Origin of the sequence: Phytohabitans sp. LJ34 (assembly GCF_052068095.1) — a bacterium.
In the GTDB taxonomy this organism is placed as follows: domain Bacteria; phylum Actinomycetota; class Actinomycetes; order Mycobacteriales; family Micromonosporaceae; genus Phytohabitans.
Window position 1 is genome coordinate 456,688 of the sequence record NZ_JBQHDG010000004.1, and the last position, 19,047, is coordinate 475,734.

Genomic DNA, 19,047 nt, shown 5'->3' on the forward strand with positions numbered 1-19,047 from the left:
GGTGATCGAAGTAGAGCGCTGACAGGCTGTTCCGCGAGGTGCAGGATGGCTAGCATCCGTCACCTTTCCTATACGATCCGAGTGGGCGTCAGCATGCAGCAGCGTTGCGACCGATGTCAACAGGTTCGCGAAGACGCTAGAAGGGACCTCACGACACGATGGACGACGAAGCGATGATCGCGCGGGGCCGTGGGGCCGTGACGGGCGGAATGCCGCCGGGAAGATCTCGCGGCCGGCTTGCCGACGAGGTGTACGACACGCTGCTCGGACAGCTGATGTCGCTACGGATCGAGCCCGGCTCCCGCGTCACGATCGACGTCCTGGCGCGAGAGCTGGGGGTCTCGCAGACGCCGATCCGAGACGCTCTGAACCGCATGGAGGCCGAGGGCCTCGTCGTGCGTGTGCCCCATGCTGGCTACCGCATTCCCCCCCAGATCACCCACCGCCGATTCGAGGACATGCTCGAGGTCCGCCTGCTCCTCGAGCCGGCGGCGGCCCGCAGATCCGCCGAACGCGCAACCTTGGAGCAGGTGGCCGGTCTGCAACGACTGCTGGAGGAGATGGCGGAGCTGGAGGGGGGCACCGGGCTCATGGCCTATGGCGCCTTCGGGCTACGCGACGCCGCTTTCCACGATCTCATCGCCCTGAGCGCGGAGAACCAGGTCATCCGCGAGGCGCTCGCTCGCCTGCACGCGCACGTGCACCTGTTCCGGCTTCTCCACGACACCCAGGTCACCCACTTGGCCATGGCCGAGCACGAAGAAATTCTGGCCGCGATCGCCGCGCGTGACCCCGACGCCGCCGCCTACGCCATGCGCCGGCACATCCTGCGGTCCGGCGACCGGTTCCGACGATTGTTCGACGAGGTCAAGACCGCGGACGGAGTGGCGGTAGAGGCTTGACGGGCGGCCTGGGCCGAGGAATGCTAACGCAATCGGATCGGATTGGATCCACCTCACCCGGCCCCAGACGCGAGGAGAAGCAGGTGCCCAGAGCGCTGCTCCTGACCGGCGACGCCGCCGAGGAGCTCGACACCATGTATCCCTACTATCGCGTGCAGGAGGGCGGCTGGGACGTTGACGTCTCGTCACGGACGATGCGCGACGTGCAGCTGGTCATCCACGAGTTCGACCCCAACTCCGATGCCTACGTGGAGAAGAACGGCCGAAAGTTGCCGGTCGACGTGCCCTGGGCCGAGGTCGACGTCGAGCGCTACGACGCCCTCATCATCCCCGGGGGTCGTGCCCCCGAGTGGATCCGGGTCGACGCCGACGTCCGGCGCATCACCGAGCACTTCTTCGCGCGCGACCTCCCGATCGCGCTGGTGTGCCACGGCGCGCAGGTGCCAGCGGTGTACGGGCTGCTGAAGGGTCGAAAGACGGCGTGCTTCCCGCCCATCACCGGCGACATGGAGAACGCGGGCGCGACGGTCATCGACGCTCCCGACGTCGTGGACGGCAACCTCGTCTCCTGCCGGGGGTGGCCGGACATGCCGCAGTTCGGCAGGGCGATGATGGAGCTCTTTTCGAAGTCCGTCAACTCCGCATCGGCATGAGCACACCTGACCTGCCCCGGTGACGGCGCTTCGGACCGTCACAGTCGACGGCTCCCCCGTCCACGTCCTGGAGAGCGGCACCGGGCCCGCGGTCCTGATGCTGCACGGCTCCGGACCCGGCACCACCGGGTCCGGCGCCTGGGCAACGACGGCGCAGGCGCTGGGCACGTCGTGGCACCTGGTGGCTCCTGACCAGGCGGGGTTCGGCCGTACACCAATCCCGGCGGGCTCCAGGGGTGGGCTCCGGCTGTGGACGGAGCAGGCCGCGGGCCTGATGGATGCTCTCGGTGTCGAGCACTACGCCGTGGTGGGTCACTCCATGGGCGGTGCCGTGGCGCTGGCGTTGGCGGCCGCGCGTCCCGAGCAGGTCACCCGTGTCGTGGCGGTCTCGACGATGGGCGCCCCCGGAGCGCCGCTGTCCGCCGATCTCGACGCGATCTGGGCCGCCCCCGCCGGCCCGCTCGGGGCACGAGACATGTTGAGTCGCCTCGTCTTCGACCAATCGCTCGTGACCGAGTCTGCCGTCGACGCCCGTGCAGCTGCGATGCGAGCGGGGGCGGCCGCGTTCGCGTCGTTGTTCCCTCCACCTAGGGCACGGTGGGCCGACGATCTCGCCCTCTCGGCGCAAACGCTGGCTGGGGTCCGCGCGCCCGTGCTGCTCATCCACGGCGCCGAGGACCGAGTCACCCCGATCGGGACGGCAGCCCTGCCCCTGCTCGAACACCTGGCCCAGGTCCGTCTGTACGTGTTCGACCGATGCGGGCACGTGCCGGCGATCGAGCACCCGCACGACTTCAGGCGGCTCCTGTCGTGCTTCCTCCGCCAGGAGCTGACGAACGGACGCGGATGAGGAGTTCGCGGTCGCCGTACTCGGCAATGCTTTCCAGGGCCTGCCGATCCAAGGATGCTCGTCCCGAACAACTCACCGCGCTCACTCCGCGCGAACGCGAGATGGTCGCTCTTGTCGCGACCGGTCTGTCCAACATGGAGATCGCCGACCGGATGTATCTCAGCCCTTTCACCGTCCGCGCCCACGTGCAGCGCGCCATGACCAAACTGGAGGCACGCGACCGCGCGCAACTCGTCGTCATCGCCTACCAGACCGGTCTGGCCCGCGCTGAACCCGACGGCGGCACCGACCCAGGGTTAAGCAGATAGCCAGCCTTGAATTTATCGGAAAACTTCCGTAAAGTTTTCGGCGATCCGTTGGCCACGACATCAGGGAGCCTTCGATGATCGTCAGCCGTACTCACGCCGCGTTGGCGTCGATCGTGGCCGTACTTCTCGGCACGGCCGGGTCGCTGTCCATTCCGGCCCAGCCCGCAGCAGCCGAGCCTTCCCCACCGCTGCCCACCACCTTCGAGTGGAAGTCCAGCGGGATTCTCGTCAGCCCCCAAGCCGATGCCGCACACCCCGTCGTTTCCGTCAAGGACCCGACGGTGGTGCGGTTCAACAACCGGTGGTACGTCTACGCCACGACGGCGAACACGGCGGGCAACTGGAGTCTCGTCCACTTCAACTTCGCCGAGTGGTCCGAAGCCGCCTCCGCCCCTCAGTACCACATCGACCGCAACCCTGCCATCGGCAGCGGCTATCGGGCCGCACCGCAGCTGTTCTACTTCGCGCCCAAGCGCAAGTGGTACCTGGTGTACCAGACCGGGTTGCCGTCTTTCTCCACCGCCGACGACCCGGGCCGCCCGGAGACCTGGACCGCGCCCCGAAACTTCCAGGAGACGATGCCCGCCATCGTGCGCGACAACATCGGAAACGGCTTCTGGCTCGACTACTGGGTCATCTGCGACAAGGTCAACTGCTACCTGTTCTCCTCCGACGACAACGGGCACCTGTACCGAGCGCGGACCACCGTCGCGGAGTTCCCGAACGGCTTCCGCGACACCGTGATCGTGATGCGGGACCCAGACCGGTTCCGCCTCTTCGAGGGAGCCTCCGTCTACCGGATCAAGGACACGAACACCTACCTGCTGCTGGTTGAGGCGATCGGCACCGACGGCCGCCGGTACTACCGATCCTGGACGGCAGAGGGCATCGACGGCGAATGGACACCCCTGGCCGACTCGGAGGCCGAGCCCTTCGCCAGATCCAACAACGTCGCCTTCGGCCCACGCATACCCACGTGGACCCACGACATCAGCCACGGCGAGCTCATCCGCGCCGGCATCGACCAGACGATGACCATCCGGCCGTGCAACCTACGGCTTCTCTACCAAGGCATGGACCCGTCCGCCGGCGGCGACTACTCCCAACTCCCATGGCGCCTCGGACTGCTCCGCCAGACCAACTCCCCCTGCTGACCTGACGCGCCGCGCACGGGTTCGCCCTTGCCGCCTCCCTACGCGCCTTGCGGAGCGGAACGGTCGGCGAGTGCGCGGCGGGCGATCGCGAGGAAGTTGGCGGCGGTGCGGGACGGGCCCGGCGACAGCCAGGCGGCGGCGAGCGGGACCTCGGGTGCGCCGCGAACGGCTCTGAAGGCAAGTCCCGGGCGCCCGGCCGCCGCGATGCCGCGGGTGACGAAGCCGATGCCGGATCCCGCGACCACGAGGCTGGCGAGGGCGGTCACCGGGGTGACCTCCTGTACCACCCGGGCGACCGCGCCGGCCTGCGCGAAGGCCGCCATCAGCCGGTCGTACAGGTGCGGGCCGATTGCCCGTGCCGAGGCCAGCAGTGGCTGGCGATCCAGGTCTGCGAAGGTGAGGTCGTCGCGATTCGCGAGCGGGTGTGCCTCCGGGAGCGCGAGCACCAGCTGTTCGGCGGGTAGCTCCTGGATGGCGAGGACCGGAGGGCGAAGCGGTGGATGCAGGAGGCCGAGGTCGACCTCGCCACCGACGAGGGCTTCTTCCAACTCGGGCGAGCTGCGTTCGACAAGGTCGACGACCACGTCGGGATACCGCGCCCGAAACTGGTGCACGGCGCGAGGCAGGGACGTGTAGAAGGCGACAACCGTGAATCCCAGTCGCAACCGACCCGATTCGCCGCGTGCCGCGCGCCGTGCCGCGGTGCGTGCGGCTCGCCCGGCGGCCAAGGCCTCCCGCGCCGCGGGCAGGAACGCCCGTCCCGCCTCGGTCAGCGCCACCGACCGCCGGTCGCGGTCGAGCAGCGTGACACCCACCTCGGCTTCCAGGGAACGGATGCGGCCGCTGAGGGCCGGCTGGCTGAGATGCAACGACGACGCTGCCCGGCCGAAGTGCAGTATTTCGGCCACCGCGACGAAGCACTCCACGGATCGAAGATCCACTCGCTGATCGTATCTCGTTATCACAGGCGACCAATTTCGGCTTGGCGCCGATCACTCCTCCTCGGCAGGTTGGAGGCCGACAGCCGCATGCGTTCAGGAGGACAGCGATGACCCGCCGCTTCACCATCGCGACCGTCGCGTTGCTCTGCCTTCCCGGCGTGACCGCCGGTACGGCTCCGCTGGCACAAGCCAAGGAACGACACGTCCCGGCCTTGCAAGGACGGATCGTCGCCGTTTCGGACGGCGACCACCTGGCCAGCACCTACGGCGACGGCGTGCTGTCGCCGGAGAGTGCCGGGTTTCGTGACCTGGTCACCGTCCTCGACCTGAACGGCGACCGCGTGGACACGGCCTCGGTGGAGGCCTCCAACTCGGTCACGGCCGCTCCCGAGATCCTGGCCCTGTCGGCGGACGGCCGCACCGCGTTCGTGGTCGAACGGCTGGGTCAGCGGCCACCTGGCGGCACGACCGTCAGAGACCTCCCGCCCGGCGACAAGCTGACCGTGCTGGACGTGTCTGGCTCCGCCGCGCCTCGTGTCCACGATGTCGCCACCGTCGCGTCGATGCCGGAGGCTCTCGCCGTGAGTCCGGACGGCTCCGCCGTGGCGATCGTGGCCAATCCGGACGGACGGTCTGTCCTGCAAATCATCCGCTGGGACAACCACCACCGCCGCCTGGGCACGCCGCGGACGATCGACCTGGCGGCGCTCGGCGTCACCGCACCCCGGGGCGATCTCGTGACGAACGTGCAATGGCATCCGTCCGGACGGTTCGTCGCGGTCAACGTCACGAACCGTGACCGGGTGGCGTTCGTCGAGGTGGGGTCGCGGCCTCGGCTCTTCGGAAACCTGGTGACGACCGGAAAGGACCCCTTCGTCGGCCGCTTCACGCCCGACGGCAGGCACTACCTCACGTCGAACTGGGGCCGCGACCTCACCGCACCCGACGTCGAGGGCCGGTTGCCGGACCAACCGTCGACCGTCGGTGTCATCCGGCTAGGCGCATCCGGGGCCGGTGAGCATGCCCGCCACCGCGTCGTCGCCACCGCGCCCACCGACCGGTCGTCGGAAGGACTCGCCGTCAGTCCTGACGGGCGGTTGGTCGCCACCGTCAACATGCGCGGCACCGCGTTGCCGCCCGACTCGCCCGAGTACGACGAGCAGGCCTCGGTCAGCCTGCTGCGGCTCGACCCGGCGAGCGGGCGGTTGTCGAACGCGCGAACGGTCCTCTTCGACGGTGTGCTACCCGAAGGCGGCACCTTCGACCCGTCCGGCCGTTGGTTCCTCGCGACGGTCTACCAGGACACGCCGGGCGTACAGATCTTCCGTGTCGCGACCGGCGAACTGGTCGCGGACCGGAAGATCGACCTCCCGCATGGCGTCCACCACGTCGTGATGACGCCCGCGCGTCACGGCCTGGCGTCGCGGTAGGCCGGCTCACCAAGCTCCCGCTCGCCGTGCGACAGCCGCCATCCGCCAACGCCTCCGCTGGCCAACGTCCATCGTGGATGGTTATCGCCATGGTGTCAGCGGTACGCGCCCCAGGTGACGTAGTGGTACCCGGTGCTTTCGGTGATCGCATAGAAGTGCGCCGCCGCCCATCGGGTGGCCGCCTCGCGTAGAGCCGGTGACCCGGAATTGAGGTACACCACCGCGATCGACACCTGGTTGAGCTGCCCAAGCAACTCACACAGCGTCTCTTCGGTGCCCGGCAGCCCCAGCATGATGGCGAGGAAGATGATCCGGTTCTTAGCCGGGTCGGTGGCGGCAAGCCGCCGCAACGCGATGAGGTAAAGCTCGATCGGTGCGGCCACGAGCTTGTCACGCACCGCCCGCCCGGTCGGCTGCGTCGCACTGCCGGCGCCGGTCAACACGTCGGCGCCCTGGCGCAGCAGCCACTCCACGTCGGCCAACTGGCGCATCTGCTCGGGAACGAGGCCGTAGCTATTCAGCACCCCCTCGTCCGCCCCGTTCTCGACCAGATACCTGATGGCGTGCACCTGGCACTCGTAGTGGGCCAGGTGCAGCGGCGTGTTCCCGTCCTGGTCGGCCGCGTTCAAGTCGGCACCCTGTTCGATCCACTCGGACAGCAGCGCTACGTTGCCGCGCCGGGCCGGGCTGTGCAGGGTGGGCGCCGGCTTGCCGCGCTTGGCCGCCATCAGCCCGAACACGAGCCACAGCAGCAAGAACACCGCCGCGACGGCCAGCGCCACCAGCAATCCGGCGTCCATGACGGTCAGGCTCGGGTCAGCCTGAGTACCGCCTTGCCCCGCACCACCGCCGGCACCGTGAACCGGACCTTGCCCATCTCGACCCGCGCCCCCGGATGCACGATGAACGTACCGGTCGCCGGCACCTCCGCCGTCGCTCCCTGTATCGAGACCTGGCAGCGGTCATCGCCCTCGCAGGAGAAGCGGCCACCACCGGTCATCGCCGCCAGCAGCCAGATCTCGTCCCCCTTGATCGAGTACACATTGACGGAGTAGAGGCCGAGGCTCTGGTTGAACTCGATCACCTTCCCCGCGCTCACGGTCACCTCACACCGGCCGTCCCGGCAAGCGGACAGCCGCGTGCCGTCAGCGGCCTTCGGCAGAACGGTGGGCGCGGGCGTACGCGTGGGTGACGGCGTCACCGTCGGCGACGGTGAGAGCGAGCCGGCCGGGGTAGCCGGCGTGCCCGACGCGGTAGGCCTGGCCGCACCCGGCTCCGAGCCAGCCGCACAGGCAGCCAAGGCAATGACCGCGGAAGCAGTGACCAACCAGCAGACGAAACGGACTTTGGCCACCACATAGACCATCTCAACACAACCGCCCGCTCCCCCGCGATCCCCGAAGAAATGGCCATCCGGCCGATACCTGGAGCGCCGCTGGTGCGTGCGCTCGGCACCTGGCTCGGCCACCCGGCCTGAGCGGCGCATTAACCGTCGTCTCAGGTTCGCTCACTACGAAGTACCCAGCAGGCCGCTGCGAGTACGTGGCGGGCCGCTACGAAGCAGGCATCAGACAAGCGTGGAATCCATGTAGGAGGCTAGTGATGGCAGTCAACGCAGCGCCGCCCGGGAAAGCGCCGGCCGGTCGGTTGGCAGGGCGGTGGGTGCCGTGGTTGGTGATCGGATTGTGGGTGGCCCTGGCGGCGGTCATGGTGCCGCTGAGCGGGAAGCTGAGCTCGGTCACCACCGACAGAGCCGTGGACACCCTGCCGGCCAGTGCCGAGTCCACCAAGGTGGCGGTGCTGGAGGACAGTCTCCCCGGCGGTGAGGACAACACGTTCGTCTTCGTGTACCACCGCGCCAGCGGCATGACCGACGCCGACCGCGCGACGGTCGAGCGCCACTACAACACCCTTGCCAAACGGTACCCGCCGAAGGCGACGGCGGCGGCCGGCGAGGACGACGAGGGCCCACCGACGAGTCCCTCCACCGACGGCAAGGCGATGGTGTTCACCCTCGATGTGAGCACGACCTACGGCGGACCGGAGACCATCGTCGGCCCGTTGCGTGAGGCCGCGAAGGACCGCCCCGCCGGCCTGGAACTCGACGTGACCGGCCCGGCCGCGGTCGACGGCGACATGGACGCCGTCTTCGACGGCATCGACATGCAGGTCTTCCTCACCACCGTCGTCGTCGTCACGCTCCTGCTGATCCTCACCTACCGCAGCCCGGTGTTGTGGTTAGTCCCGCTCGTGGCCGTGGGCGCGGCCGCACTGACCGCGATGGCGACCGTCTACCTGCTCGTCAAGGGCTTCGGCATCGTGGTCAACGACCAGAACTCGGCGCTGTTGACGATTCTGGTGTTCGGCGTCGGCACGGACTACGCGCTGTTGCTCATCGCCCGGTACCGGGAGACACTGCACCACCACGAGAACGTCCGGGTCGCGATGGTCCACGCGCTACGCGGAGCGGCGCCGGCCATCGTCGCGTCCGCGGCCACCGTGATCGCCGGCCTGCTCTGCCTGCTCGTCGCCGACCTGAACAGCACCAGCGGGTTGGGCCCGATCGGCGCGGCCGGCATCCTGTGCGCGCTGGTGGCCATGCTGACGCTGTTCCCGGCGGTGCTCGTGGTGCTCGGCAGGCGGATCTTCTGGCCGGCCATCCCGCGGTTCAGCACGGCCGTGGAGGAGAAGCCGGGGCTGTGGGGACGGCTCGGCACCGCCATCAGCCGCCGCCGGTGGGTGGCGACGCTCAGCTCGCTCGGAATCCTGGGTCTTCTCGCCATTGGGCTGGCGGGCAACACCGGCGCCCTGCGGGAGCAGGACCAGTTCCTGTCCGCGCCGGAGTCGGTCACCGGCTTCACCGTTCTCCGCCAGCACTTCCCGGAGCTGGGCGGCCAGCCGATGACGATCTTCACGCGGCCGGCGTACCAGGAGCGGGTGCTCGACGTCGTCAAGAGCACTCCCGGTGTGGCAGCGGCCATCCCGGGCCAGACCAGCGGAGGCTGGGCCGATATCTCCGTGTTCCCGACCGACGCGCCGGACACCACTGCGGAGTACGACACGATCAAGCGGGTGCGCACCGCCGTGCACGCGGTGAACGGGGCGGAGGCGATCGTCGGCGGGCCGAGTGCGGAGAACCTCGACACCGAGGTGACCACCAGGCGCGACGAGAAGCTGGTGATCCCGCTGGTGCTCGCCGTCGTCCTGATCGTGCTCGGGCTGCTGCTGCGCGCGATCGTGGCCCCGCTGGTCCTGATGGCCACCGTGGTCGTCTCGTTCGCCGCGGCCTTCGGCGGCAGTGTGTTCGTCTTCGACACGATCCTCGGGTTCAAGGGGATCGACTATTCGGTGCCGCTGCTGGCATTCCTGTTCCTGGTGGCGCTCGGCGTCGACTACAACATCTTCCTGGCCAGCCGGGCCCGGGAGGAGACCGTGCGTCTCGGCACCAGAGAGGGCATGCTCAAAGCCCTCTCGGCCACCGGTGGCGTCATCACCTCGGCCGGCGTAGTCCTGGCGGCCACGTTCGCGGTCCTCGCCACGCTTCCGCTGGTGATGCTGATCGAGGTCGGGTTCCTGGTCGCCTTCGGCGTGCTGCTCGACGCCCTGCTGGTGCGGTCGGTCCTGGTGCCCGCCCTTACCCTGCTGATCGGCCGGCGGATCTGGTGGCCGAGCCGGCTGTCCCGACCGGTGGAGCCGCCGGACGGTCAACGGCCGCTCGTGGACTATGAGGAGCCCGCGCTGCAACGGTGAGCGCGGCGGGACAGTCGAAATCCGGGACGGGCTCAGGCCCGTCCCGGATCTTTGTCATGACCCGGCGGCCGTCGCCGTGTCCGCCGCCCTTGTCCCGCGCCGCCCGCTGCGGTGGGTCCTGGCGCCGCGCGCCGTGGCTGTCCTGGCGCCGTGCCGCGGCGGGTCAACGCACCACCGTGTCCTCCCCGGCGGTGGGCCGCGTGATCCGAGCGGGCGAGGCAGCGGCCGGAAGGCTGACCCGCAGCAGCGCGCCACCGCGTGCGGACCGGGCGACGGTGACCCGGCCGCCGTGGGCGTCGACGACCCGCTGCACGATCGACAGCCCCAGACCGGATCCCGGCAACGCCCGGGCGCTGTCGGCACGGTAGAACCGGTCGAACACCCGCGGCGCGTCGGCGGCGTCGATGCCGGGCCCGGCGTCGTCGACCTCGAGCACCGCCGACGCGCCCTCGGCACGGAGCCGGACCTGGACCGGCTGGTCCGCGGGAGACCACTTGCCGGCGTTGTCGATGAGGTTGAGCACCGCCCGCTGGAGCGCAGCGGGACGCCCGCTCACCCACACGGAGGTCACGTCGAGCGCGACCTCGATGTCGGGCACACGGGAACCCGCGCGGGTCACGGCGGCCACCACCACGTCGGCGAGGTCGAGCACCTCGGTGCTCTCGTCGCTGACGTCACCGCGCGCCAGGTCGGTCAACTCGGCGGCAAGGGTGCTCAACTCGGCCACCTGGGCGCCGAGATCGTTGAGCAGCCGGGTCCGGCTCTCCGCGGCCAGTGCGCTGTCCAGGGTGCCGCGCCGATCGAGCCGGATCAGCAGCTCGACGTTGAGGCGCAGGCTGGTGAGCGGGGTCTTCAGCTCGTGGGCGGCGTCCTCGGCGAGCAGCCGCTGTGCCCGACGGGAATCCCGGAGCGCGGCGAGCATGTCGTTGATCGACCGGATCAGCCGCCGGATCTCCCCACCGCCCTCCTCCGGGATGTCGGCGTCGAGATCCCGGGTGTGCGCGACACGGACCGCGGCGGCGGTCAGCCGGTCGATCGGCGCCAGCCCGGTCCGCGCCACGGCCCGGCCGACGATGGCGCCCCCGGCCACGCAGAGCAGCCCGATCAGCAGCATGCCCAACCCGAACCGGTTGAGCGGGTCGTCGTCGGTGCTGCGGGCCACCTGGACCGCGCCGTCGCCCGCCCGCAGCGTGTAGATGAGGTAGCCGTCGTCGCCGGACTCCATCAGGTCGGCCGACGCGCCCCGCACCACGCGTCTGGCCTGCTCGCTGACCGGAGGCAGCGCGGGTTGGCCGGCCGGCGTCCGGATCGAGCCGTCGGGCAGGATGACCCGCACCAGCCGACCGGATCCGGTGTACGGCGGTAGCTGGACCTGCGCCAGACCGGCGCGCTCCGCGTTCGTCGAAAGAACCCGGGAGTCGGCGCGCAGCTGATCCTCCGCGGTGTCCTGGAGTTCCCGGTCCAGCAGCTCGATGGCCACCTGCATGGCCACGAGCACGCTGACCGCGATGGCCGTCGCCGCGATCACCGTCAGCCTGGTCCGCAGCGACCGCCGGCGCCACCATCGGGTCAGCCGTCGCGAGCCCCGGCCGGCGGCGCCCCGGCTCACGGAGAAGTCTCCCGCAATGTGTACCCCAGGCCGCGCAGCGTGTAGATCAGTCGCGGCTCACCCTCGGCCTCCATCTTGCGGCGCAGGTAGCTCACGTACACCTGGAGGTTGTTGGCGGTCGCGCTCATGTCGAAGCCCCAGATCGCCTCGAACAGCGCGTCTCGGGTCAACACCCGGGTCGCGTTGCGCATGAGGACCAGCAGCAGGGAGAACTCGGTCCGGGTCAGGTGGAGCGGCCGCCCGCCCCGCCACGCCTCGAACCTGTCAGGATCGAGCCGGACGTCGGCGAACGTCAGCACCTGCGACTCGTCGTCGCCCGGCCCGCGGCGGCGCAGCAGGGCCCGGACCCGGGCCAGCAACTCCTCGGTGGCGAACGGCTTGGGCAGATAGTCGTCGGCGCCCGCGTCCAGCCCGGCGACCCGGTCGGAGACCTGATCCCGGGCGGTCAGCATGAGCACCGGCAGATCCCGACCCGCCGCCCGCAACCGCCGGCAGGTCTCCAACCCGCCGAGGCGCGGCATCATCACGTCGAGGATCAGCAGATCCGGCGCGTCGCCACCGACCCCCTCGAGCACGGCGAGACCGTTGGCGACGGTGCTGGTGTCGTAACCCTCGACCTGGAGCACCCGCTCCAGCGACTCACGGATGGCCGCCTCGTCATCCGCGATCATGATCCGCACGCCGGCCCGCCCCCCTCCAGTCGATGCTTTTCCGCTCATCCTCCCCGACCAACCTGAGGCCAGGATTAGAGCCGTCGCGGCTGTGGTGCCCGCGGGCCGTGCTCTTACGGATGCAGGCTTCATGAAAGGCGGCGATCGTTCCGCCTCTGTTGCTCAACGACGGTGAGCCAAGCGTCGCACGAAGCCCGACCCACCATGAGAGGTTCCGAGGAGAGGTTTTCATCGCCGGAACGGATCGCCGCCGCGTAGCGATGCGGCAGCTAACCACCGGATCGACGCGGGACGAGCGGCGTGGCGGGGTGGTGTCCGCGGCCTTTCGATGAGTTTTGGTGCTGGGAGCGGTCATAAGGGTTGACGAGCAAACGAAGGAGATGTTGATCATGGCTTTTCCACCCGTTGTCGACTACACGACCTGGCGCGAGGAGCTGGACAAGTTGCGCGCCCGCGAGAAAGCGGCCACCCGGGAGCTCGACGCGATCGCGGCGCAGCGGCGACGGCTCCCCATGGTGCGGATGCCCGACTACACCCTGGTCGGCGCTGAAGGACCGGTCCGGCTCGTCGACATCTTCGACGGCAAGTCGCAGTTGATCGTGTACAACCACATGTGGGAGCCGGACGCGGAGTGGCAGTGCGGCGGCTGCACCAGCTTCACCTCCTCGTTCACCCGGCTGGGCTTCCTCGACAACTACGACGCACGGTTCGTGATCGTCACCCAGGGCCCGATCGAAGCGGCCCTGGCCTACGCCAAGCGCGTCGGCAACACGATGACGTGGTACTCCACCGCCGACAGCCCGTTCGGGGCCGACGTCGACGCACCGCCCGGCGGCGGGTTCGCGATGAACGTGTTTCTGCGGGACGGCGAAACGGTCTACCGCACCTGGCACACGGCCGGCCGCGGCACCGAACAGCTCACCTACACGTTCGCCCTGGTCGACCTCTTGCCCTACGGTCGGCAGGAGCAGTGGCAGGACTCGCCAGAAGGCTGGCCGCAGAAACCCACCTACAGCGGCTGGCTCGACTCACCCGATATCGCACGGTTGTACGGTCCCACCACCTAAACCACCCGCGACCACCACTCCACAACGCCATCGCATCCGATGTCGGTGCACCAAGCGACCCGGGCGTGCCTGAGCGCCGCCCGGGCCGCCCGCGGTTGCCATTCCGACGACGTACGAGCGGCGGTCCTGGGGTGGACGGAGATGGTGTTGAATCCTTCGGTGATCGATTGGCGCTCGACGTGGGATATGCGGGGCGACTCCGGTGTCAGCGTCGGCGTGCTGCTCGACCGGCTCGCGCGCCATGCCGATGCCAGCGCGTGGCACGAACTCGAAGACCGGCTCCTTGTAGAGGGAGAGTGTTGCTGCTCGGCAGGGTTCGCCGCGCTGCCAGAACTCGCCCGGCTCGCGCAGTCCGGCACCAACGAGCATCGCGAGCGGGCGCTGGACCTCGCGGCGCTGATCGTGCGAACTCTGCACCGGTACGTCCACCGGACTCCGCTCACCCCTGCCACGCCCGAGGATTTGACGGGCATCGCCAGGTGGGTACACAGCGTCGCCACCGAGGGCGGCGACGCCACTCTGGCGGACGGCCTCACATACCTGTTTGGCCTGGCCACCTGCGGCATATGTGGCAGCAGGTTCGAACTCGCCGACTGGATCGAGGCCGAGAACAGCCCCGGCCAGCCCATCGACCCGATCGTGCCCCGAACCAACGCTGAACACGAGCTGGAAACGGACGGGTGAAGACGGCCGCGGACGTCACGGCCGCCTTCACCGAGTCCGCTACCCGGCAGCCGAGGTGATCCACCAAGGTGTACCACCACGCGTGTCGCGCCAGGCGTTGGTGGTGCAGTGCACCTCGCCACCGCCGAAGTGCGCCCAAAACAGGTCCTCTACCCAGTGCACCCGGACGCCGCCTCGGGCGAGGGCGCGCTCGGTGGTGGCACGGAACAGGTCCCTGCCGTCGACCACCGGACCGTGCGGGTCCGGTGCGGCGAAGTCGCGGGCGGTCAGCGACAACCCGTTCGGTATGCCCGGGGTGAGTGCGACGAACAGCGGCAGGTCGTTGATCTGCTCGAACAGCACCGGTACGCGGACCATCTCGTCAGGCCGCAGGCCGGTCTCAGCCAGCATGACGGCCACCTGCTTGTCGATGTGGCCGGCGGCGGCCTCGTTGTGAGCCAGGAACGACGGGTCGTCGAGCAGTTCGGCCACAGTTGGCTGGCGCTTGGCGTTGGTGCCGGCGAACAGGCGGGCCGAGCCGGCGCCGTGCGCGTGGGCCTGCCGCAGCAGCCGCTCGGCCAACCGCGGGTCGGCCACCATCAACGTCCAGCCCCGCTCGTTGGTCGCACGTACCACGTGCATCGTCTCGTCGGCGTGTCCGACCAGCAGCCACGAGGTGTCGAGCACCACCGGTGGCTGCTGCCCCTGCGCGACCAGCATCCGGATGAAGTCCGGGTCTGGGGCCAGCTCGCCGCCTCCGGGCGAGGTGCCGTAGACCAGCCGGCCCTGCGGGAAACCGCGGTAGGGCGGTAGCGACTCGATGTTGCCGGTGGCGTTGCGCAAGTCGGTTAGCAGATCGCCGTGCCCCTGGGCGCCGAACTGCTGTACCACGGCCACGTCCGGGCCCCGTAGGTCGCGAAACAGCAGCCGCGCCGCCGGGCGCGGTGTGCGCACTGGGTTGCCGCTGGCATCCGGCAGGTCCCATACATTCGCCGAGCGGATCATCACCCGCATGGTCTGTACCCCGCCGACGGTCGGCATGCTTGCCGTTGCCGGCTCGAAGAGGTCCTGCCACCAGACGTCCTGCCAAAGCCCTTCGGTGCTGGCGATGAACCGGGTCCGCGCGCCGGTCCTGCCCGCTGCGGTTCGGAGCGTGGAGCTGAACGCTTCCCACTCACTTGGCACCCAGTCTCCGATCACGCCACCCCACCACGGCGCGCCAGTTCCTTTGCCCGGCCGGCCAGCGAACACCGTCGTAGCGGGCTGCAAGTCATGCTGGAGCAACAGCGGCGCCACCCGCATCCGGTGGTCGTCCCGCCACCGATGTCCGCGGTCGGTGACGGTCAACGTGAGCAGCACGGTGCCGTCCCACCGCGCGGGGTCGCGGACGATGTCTCGACCCTCGACGGCCAACTCGACGCCGGAGCGGAGCTCCTCGCCGGTGAGCGTGCCGGTGCCCGGCACCAGGGCTCGGAAGTCGTTGTCCCGCTTGACGAACACCCGAGCGTAGGCGTGACGGTCCACGCCCAGCTGTCCGGTCGCCGACCGGCTAAGCCCCGGTGTCGGGCGGACGAAGACCCGCGCCAGGTCTTCGGCGTCCCGAGATCCGTTCACCCGCTCGTCCCCGGCGTCGTGACACGCGGCCAGCGCGGCGTCCACCGCACCACCGAGCGCTTCCAGGTCGGCCGGGTCAACCCGGCAGCGGCGTTGGTCGTCGTCCAGGTTGGGCAGCATGACGGTTGCGCCACTCAGGTGCGGACCACGCGCCGTCGCGCTCGCGCTCGACGGCTGACCGATCAGCGGTACGGCCATCGCCACCACCGCGAGCACGCACAGCTTTTCTCGGTTCCGCACCGTTTCTCCCCGCCTCGCGCCGCTCCGGACGCCTACGACGGTAGAAGCCGAGCGGTTAACGAGCGTCGTTCCATGGGAGGAACCGCATCGGCACCTTCGATGTACCAAGGTGCCTTCACTTGCTGGCCTGTGCGGGTCGCCATTGCACCAGCACCGCGGTGGCATCGTCTTGGAGTTCGTTGAACTGGTGCTCCACGACGGCCCGGACCAGCCGGCGCATGCTTTCCGGGGCGGGCAACTCGTCGTTGAGCGCCCGCTGGACCAGATCGAGGAGGCGGCCGAGGCCGAACCGTTCGCCTTCGGCGTTGAACGCGTCGGTGACACCGTCGGTGTACGCGAGCACCCGATCGCCGGATTGCAGTGATTCTTCGTGCATGTCCGGGCGGCGCTCGGACATGTGATGCAGACCGAGCGGCAAAGCGGTTGGCGCGGGCAGTTCCTTGACCGCCCTGCCCTCCCGCAGTACCTGGGCGCCGGGGTGTCCGGCGTTGATCGTGCGCAGGATTCCGGTGGTGTGGTCGAGCTCGGCGAGGATCGCCGTGGCGAACGAGTTCGGGTGCCGCCGCCGCAGCCACACGTCGATCGCCGCGGCGGTATCGGGCAGGTCCAGTCCGCTGCGGCGGGCGTTGCGGTACGCGTTGATGGTCAGCGCGGCCAGCGTGCTGGCCGCGATGCCATGCCCACAGGTGTCGAATAGCGCGAAGCTGAGCACATCACCGTTGAGGGCGTAGTCGAACACGTCGCCGCCGACGTCGTAGCAGGGCTCCAGGATCGCGGTGACGACTACGTCGTCGGTCGCGAACGTCAACGGCGGCAGCAAACCCCAGACAATCTCCGCGGCCAGATGCATTGGCATCCGCCGCCGCGCCCGCTCGAGCGTGTCACCGTAGGGCCGCCGGTTCTTGACCAGCTGGGCAATGTGTGCGGCGATCTCCATGCATGCGGCCTCCACCTCGTCGTTGACCGCTGCCGGCGAGACGAACTCCAGCACACCGAGCCGTTCGCACCCGTCGACCAGCGGCACCCACAACCGGTCCGGATCCTCAGTAGCGTGCTGCACTTCCAAGCTGATGTACGCCCGCCCGGCAAGGGTTGTCTCGATCGGCAGCTCAGCACCGGTCCCGGCGGTCAGCTCCACCAGCCGCGTCTGCGGATAGTCGGCCAGATAGATCACGATCTGGTCAGCCCCTACGGCCGGAGCGACCGCTGATATGAGACCGGGCAGATGATCTGGCCCAGTCCAGGCAACGGCCGCACGCACACCGCGCAGCGCCTCGGCAACCCCAGCCCGCAAAGTCCCTGCCATCCCATCACCCTAAGCAGGCCTCGACCACACCTCGGCGCTCATCACGACCGCTACCCACGATGAAATGGCTCACTTGGCCTATCAATCACTCGGCGCGCGGGTCACCATGCGCCATTTTTCGTGTCCGCGGGCAGCCTGCGAACCCCGCTGTCGAATCATGGGCGGCACTTGAGTCACATGCCGTCCTGACGGCGCTGTAGGCGTCGGTGTAGCAGCCTGGCCGCCAGCACCGGCATGAGGTGCAGCACGACGATGAGCATGACGGTCAGCACGGCGATCTGGCCGAGGGACAGCCCGTGCGGCGCCAACACCACCCCCGCGCACACGCCGGTGAATAGCGCGTAGATCGCTATCCGCACCACGGTCTCACGCGTCGACGGCTCGGCCTCCTCGTCGGCCCTGCCGGCGCGCTGCCGCAGGGCCGCGACAACCGCCGCGACCGTGAGCAGCGCGGCGAACCACAACGCCCAGCGCGCGACCGTGCCGACGCTGGCGTCGTTGGTCACCGAGGGCAGGGCGAGGGTGGTGACCATGAACACGAGGAAGGCCAGCGGCCAGGTCAGGACAAAGGCAGAAACCGCCGTCAGGATGACCCGTCGCGGCAGACTCACTCCCGGCTCGACCTGTTGTTCGATGCGGACCCGCACCTCTTCCGGAGCCCATACCAGCGGGCGGTCCGCGCCGGCGTCGGGAGTCGGCTGTGACACGTGGGCCAGCCTAGTGGACTCCACCCCTCCCTCATGATCGTCGGGTAGCGCCGGCGGCTCTCACCCCAGGGCCTGCTGTGCTTCCTGCCCGACCACGCACGTGCAGCGATCGCTGAAATGACCCGCCGTGCCCGCTCACGCACCGGTCCCGATCGCCGCTCAGATCGTCGTGCTTTCGCGAACGACGAGGGTGAAAGGCGTCACGACGTCTCGCGGATCCTGGCTGCCGTCGCGGTTTGCGGTGTGAGCGAGGGTGACGGCGGCTTCGGCGATCGCGGATTTGTCGGGAGCGATGGTGGTCAGCCTCGGTGCGGTGTAGTTGCCCTCGTCGATGGCGTCGAATCCGACCACGGCGACGTCTCCGGGCACGCTCAGGCCGCGGTCGCGAAGTGCACATAGGGCGCCGATGGCGAGCAGGTCGTTGAAGCAGAAGACCGCGTCGGGGGGTGCCGGCAGGGCGAGCAGGTGACGCATGGCGGCGGCGCCCTCGGCTCTGCTGTAGCTCGCGGCGCTGACGACCAGGGCGGGGTCCGGCGTGATGGCGGCGGCTTCGAGAGCGCGGAGGTAACCGCGGCGGCGTAGAGCGGCGGTGCCGTGCGGTCCGGGCTGGTCACCGATGGCCGCGATCCGGCGGCGGCCGAGATCGACGAGGTGCGTGGTGGCGGTGGTCGCGGCGGCGACGTTGTCGATGGCGACGTGGTGGGCACGACCGTTCAGCGCGCGTTCGCCGAGCAGGACCAGGGGGGTGTCGATGCCGGACTCGGCCAGGTCGGTGGGGTGCAGGCCGATCGGGCTGAAAATGATGGCGTCGACCAGCGACCGGTGAGCCGCGTCGACGACCGTCAGCTCCTGCTCCCGGACGCCGCCGGTCTGTTCGATGAGGACGGTCCAGTCGTGCCGCGCGGCGGCGGTCATGACCAGGCCGCAGAGTTCGGCGAAGTAAGGGTTGGTCAGCTCCGGCACGGCGAGGGTGACGAAGCCGGTGCGACCCTTGCGGAGGTTGCGGGCGCCGATGTTCGGCACGTACCCGAGCTGCTCGATGGCTTCCTGGACGCGGAGGCGGTTTTGCTCGGTGACGAAGGTGTAGCCGTTGACCACGTTGGAGACCGTCTTCACCGATACGCCGGCGCGGGCGGCGACGTCCTTGAGGGTGGCGGCCATCGATCGTCCTCACTCGTGGGG

General features: G+C 69.4%; 17 protein-coding genes and 1 pseudogene. 9 read left to right on the forward strand and 9 right to left on the reverse strand.

Translation table 11 applies throughout. The annotated features are described in order from the left end of the window. Positions 1–158 precede the first annotated feature (158 nt). From ACTMTJ_RS09810 to ACTMTJ_RS09830, 5 genes and pseudogenes are all read left to right on the forward strand, one after another. A complete protein-coding gene (locus tag ACTMTJ_RS09810) occupies positions 159–902 on the forward strand; it encodes a GntR family transcriptional regulator (RefSeq protein ID WP_441215827.1) in 744 nt (247 codons plus the stop codon). Positions 903–985: 83 nt separating this feature from the next. Beyond that, positions 986–1,555 (forward strand): DJ-1/PfpI family protein, encoded by a 570-nt coding sequence (locus ACTMTJ_RS09815; protein WP_155340583.1) that lies wholly within the window; start codon positions 986–988, stop codon positions 1,553–1,555. A gap of 19 nt (positions 1,556–1,574) precedes the next feature. Then, entirely contained in the window at positions 1,575–2,405 is an 831-nt protein-coding gene (locus ACTMTJ_RS09820) for an alpha/beta fold hydrolase (protein WP_441215828.1), read from the forward strand. 62 nt (positions 2,406–2,467) lie between these two features. Further along, positions 2,468–2,713, forward strand: a pseudogene (locus ACTMTJ_RS09825) (response regulator transcription factor); the annotation flags it as partial. A 74-nt stretch (positions 2,714–2,787) separates the two neighbouring features. Continuing rightward, positions 2,788–3,867, forward strand: coding sequence for a non-reducing end alpha-L-arabinofuranosidase family hydrolase (locus ACTMTJ_RS09830; protein WP_441215829.1), 1,080 nt, complete (start codon positions 2,788–2,790; stop codon positions 3,865–3,867). A gap of 38 nt (positions 3,868–3,905) precedes the next feature. Here ACTMTJ_RS09830 and ACTMTJ_RS09835 read toward each other — a convergent pair whose 3' ends face one another. After that, on the reverse strand, positions 3,906–4,808 hold the full coding sequence (locus tag ACTMTJ_RS09835) for a LysR family transcriptional regulator (RefSeq protein ID WP_441215830.1): 903 nt from the start codon (positions 4,806–4,808) through the stop codon (positions 3,906–3,908). 107 nt (positions 4,809–4,915) lie between these two features. Here ACTMTJ_RS09835 and ACTMTJ_RS09840 point away from each other — a divergent pair, with 107 nt between their 5' ends. Further along, positions 4,916–6,238 carry a hypothetical protein gene (locus tag ACTMTJ_RS09840; RefSeq protein WP_441215831.1) on the forward strand — a complete coding sequence of 441 codons (1,323 nt, stop codon included), beginning with the start codon at positions 4,916–4,918 and terminating at the stop codon, positions 6,236–6,238. A 95-nt stretch (positions 6,239–6,333) separates the two neighbouring features. Here the strand turns inward: ACTMTJ_RS09840 and ACTMTJ_RS09845 are convergent, their stop codons facing one another. Together ACTMTJ_RS09845 and ACTMTJ_RS09850 are read right to left on the reverse strand one after the other, a co-directional pair. Beyond that, on the reverse strand, positions 6,334–7,038 hold the full coding sequence (locus ACTMTJ_RS09845) for an ankyrin repeat domain-containing protein (protein WP_441215832.1): 705 nt from the start codon (positions 7,036–7,038) through the stop codon (positions 6,334–6,336). 5 nt (positions 7,039–7,043) lie between these two features. Beyond that, positions 7,044–7,337: a hypothetical protein gene (locus ACTMTJ_RS09850; RefSeq protein ID WP_441215833.1), complete on the reverse strand. Its 294-nt coding sequence runs from the start codon at positions 7,335–7,337 to the stop codon at positions 7,044–7,046. A gap of 575 nt (positions 7,338–7,912) precedes the next feature. Here ACTMTJ_RS09850 and ACTMTJ_RS09855 point away from each other — a divergent pair. Continuing rightward, positions 7,913–9,988: an MMPL family transporter gene (locus ACTMTJ_RS09855; RefSeq protein WP_441215864.1), complete on the forward strand. Its 2,076-nt coding sequence runs from the start codon at positions 7,913–7,915 to the stop codon at positions 9,986–9,988. Positions 9,989–10,151: 163 nt separating this feature from the next. Here ACTMTJ_RS09855 and ACTMTJ_RS09860 read toward each other — a convergent pair whose 3' ends face one another. Further along, the gene (locus ACTMTJ_RS09860; RefSeq protein ID WP_441215834.1) at positions 10,152–11,597 is read right to left on the reverse strand and encodes a HAMP domain-containing sensor histidine kinase; all 1,446 of its coding nucleotides are present in this window, start codon (positions 11,595–11,597) and stop codon (positions 10,152–10,154) included. Continuing rightward, positions 11,594–12,268, reverse strand: a complete 675-nt coding sequence (locus tag ACTMTJ_RS09865; protein WP_441215835.1) for a response regulator transcription factor — start codon at positions 12,266–12,268, stop codon at positions 11,594–11,596. The genes ACTMTJ_RS09860 and ACTMTJ_RS09865 overlap by 4 nt, the downstream gene beginning before the upstream one ends. Positions 12,269–12,657: 389 nt before the next feature. On the opposite strand from ACTMTJ_RS09865, the gene ACTMTJ_RS09870 reads away from it, so the two are divergent. Then, positions 12,658–13,335: a DUF899 domain-containing protein gene (locus ACTMTJ_RS09870; protein WP_441215836.1), complete on the forward strand. Its 678-nt coding sequence runs from the start codon at positions 12,658–12,660 to the stop codon at positions 13,333–13,335. A gap of 141 nt (positions 13,336–13,476) precedes the next feature. Next, positions 13,477–14,019, forward strand: coding sequence for a hypothetical protein (locus ACTMTJ_RS09875; RefSeq protein ID WP_441215837.1), 543 nt, complete (start codon positions 13,477–13,479; stop codon positions 14,017–14,019). Between the two features lie 39 nt (positions 14,020–14,058). Here the strand turns inward: ACTMTJ_RS09875 and ACTMTJ_RS09880 are convergent, their stop codons facing one another. The 4 genes from ACTMTJ_RS09880 to ACTMTJ_RS09895 form a co-directional block, all read right to left on the reverse strand. Next, positions 14,059–15,852 carry a protein-arginine deiminase family protein gene (locus ACTMTJ_RS09880; protein ID WP_441215838.1) on the reverse strand — a complete coding sequence of 598 codons (1,794 nt, stop codon included), beginning with the start codon at positions 15,850–15,852 and terminating at the stop codon, positions 14,059–14,061. A 115-nt stretch (positions 15,853–15,967) separates the two neighbouring features. After that, positions 15,968–17,026: a PP2C family protein-serine/threonine phosphatase gene (locus tag ACTMTJ_RS09885; protein ID WP_441215839.1), complete on the reverse strand. Its 1,059-nt coding sequence runs from the start codon at positions 17,024–17,026 to the stop codon at positions 15,968–15,970. Between the two features lie 305 nt (positions 17,027–17,331). Then, the gene (locus ACTMTJ_RS09890) at positions 17,332–17,865 is read right to left on the reverse strand and encodes a hypothetical protein (RefSeq protein ID WP_441215840.1); all 534 of its coding nucleotides are present in this window, start codon (positions 17,863–17,865) and stop codon (positions 17,332–17,334) included. A 159-nt stretch (positions 17,866–18,024) separates the two neighbouring features. Beyond that, positions 18,025–19,026, reverse strand: coding sequence for a LacI family DNA-binding transcriptional regulator (locus ACTMTJ_RS09895; protein WP_441215841.1), 1,002 nt, complete (start codon positions 19,024–19,026; stop codon positions 18,025–18,027). Between the last annotated feature and the right edge of the window lie 21 nt (positions 19,027–19,047).

Coding starts and splice junctions, on each gene's coding strand:
- ACTMTJ_RS09845 (WP_441215832.1), bottom strand. CDS start 7,038: ATGGACGCCGGATTGCTGGTGGCGCTGGCCGTCGCGGCGGTGTTCTTG.
- ACTMTJ_RS09810 (WP_441215827.1), top strand. CDS start 159: ATGGACGACGAAGCGATGATCGCGCGGGGCCGTGGGGCCGTGACGGGC.
- ACTMTJ_RS09895 (WP_441215841.1), bottom strand. CDS start 19,026: ATGGCCGCCACCCTCAAGGACGTCGCCGCCCGCGCCGGCGTATCGGTG.
- ACTMTJ_RS09840 (WP_441215831.1), top strand. CDS start 4,916: ATGACCCGCCGCTTCACCATCGCGACCGTCGCGTTGCTCTGCCTTCCC.
- ACTMTJ_RS09865 (WP_441215835.1), bottom strand. CDS start 12,268: ATGATCGCGGATGACGAGGCGGCCATCCGTGAGTCGCTGGAGCGGGTG.
- ACTMTJ_RS09875 (WP_441215837.1), top strand. CDS start 13,477: ATGGTGTTGAATCCTTCGGTGATCGATTGGCGCTCGACGTGGGATATG.
- ACTMTJ_RS09870 (WP_441215836.1), top strand. CDS start 12,658: ATGGCTTTTCCACCCGTTGTCGACTACACGACCTGGCGCGAGGAGCTG.
- ACTMTJ_RS09830 (WP_441215829.1), top strand. CDS start 2,788: ATGATCGTCAGCCGTACTCACGCCGCGTTGGCGTCGATCGTGGCCGTA.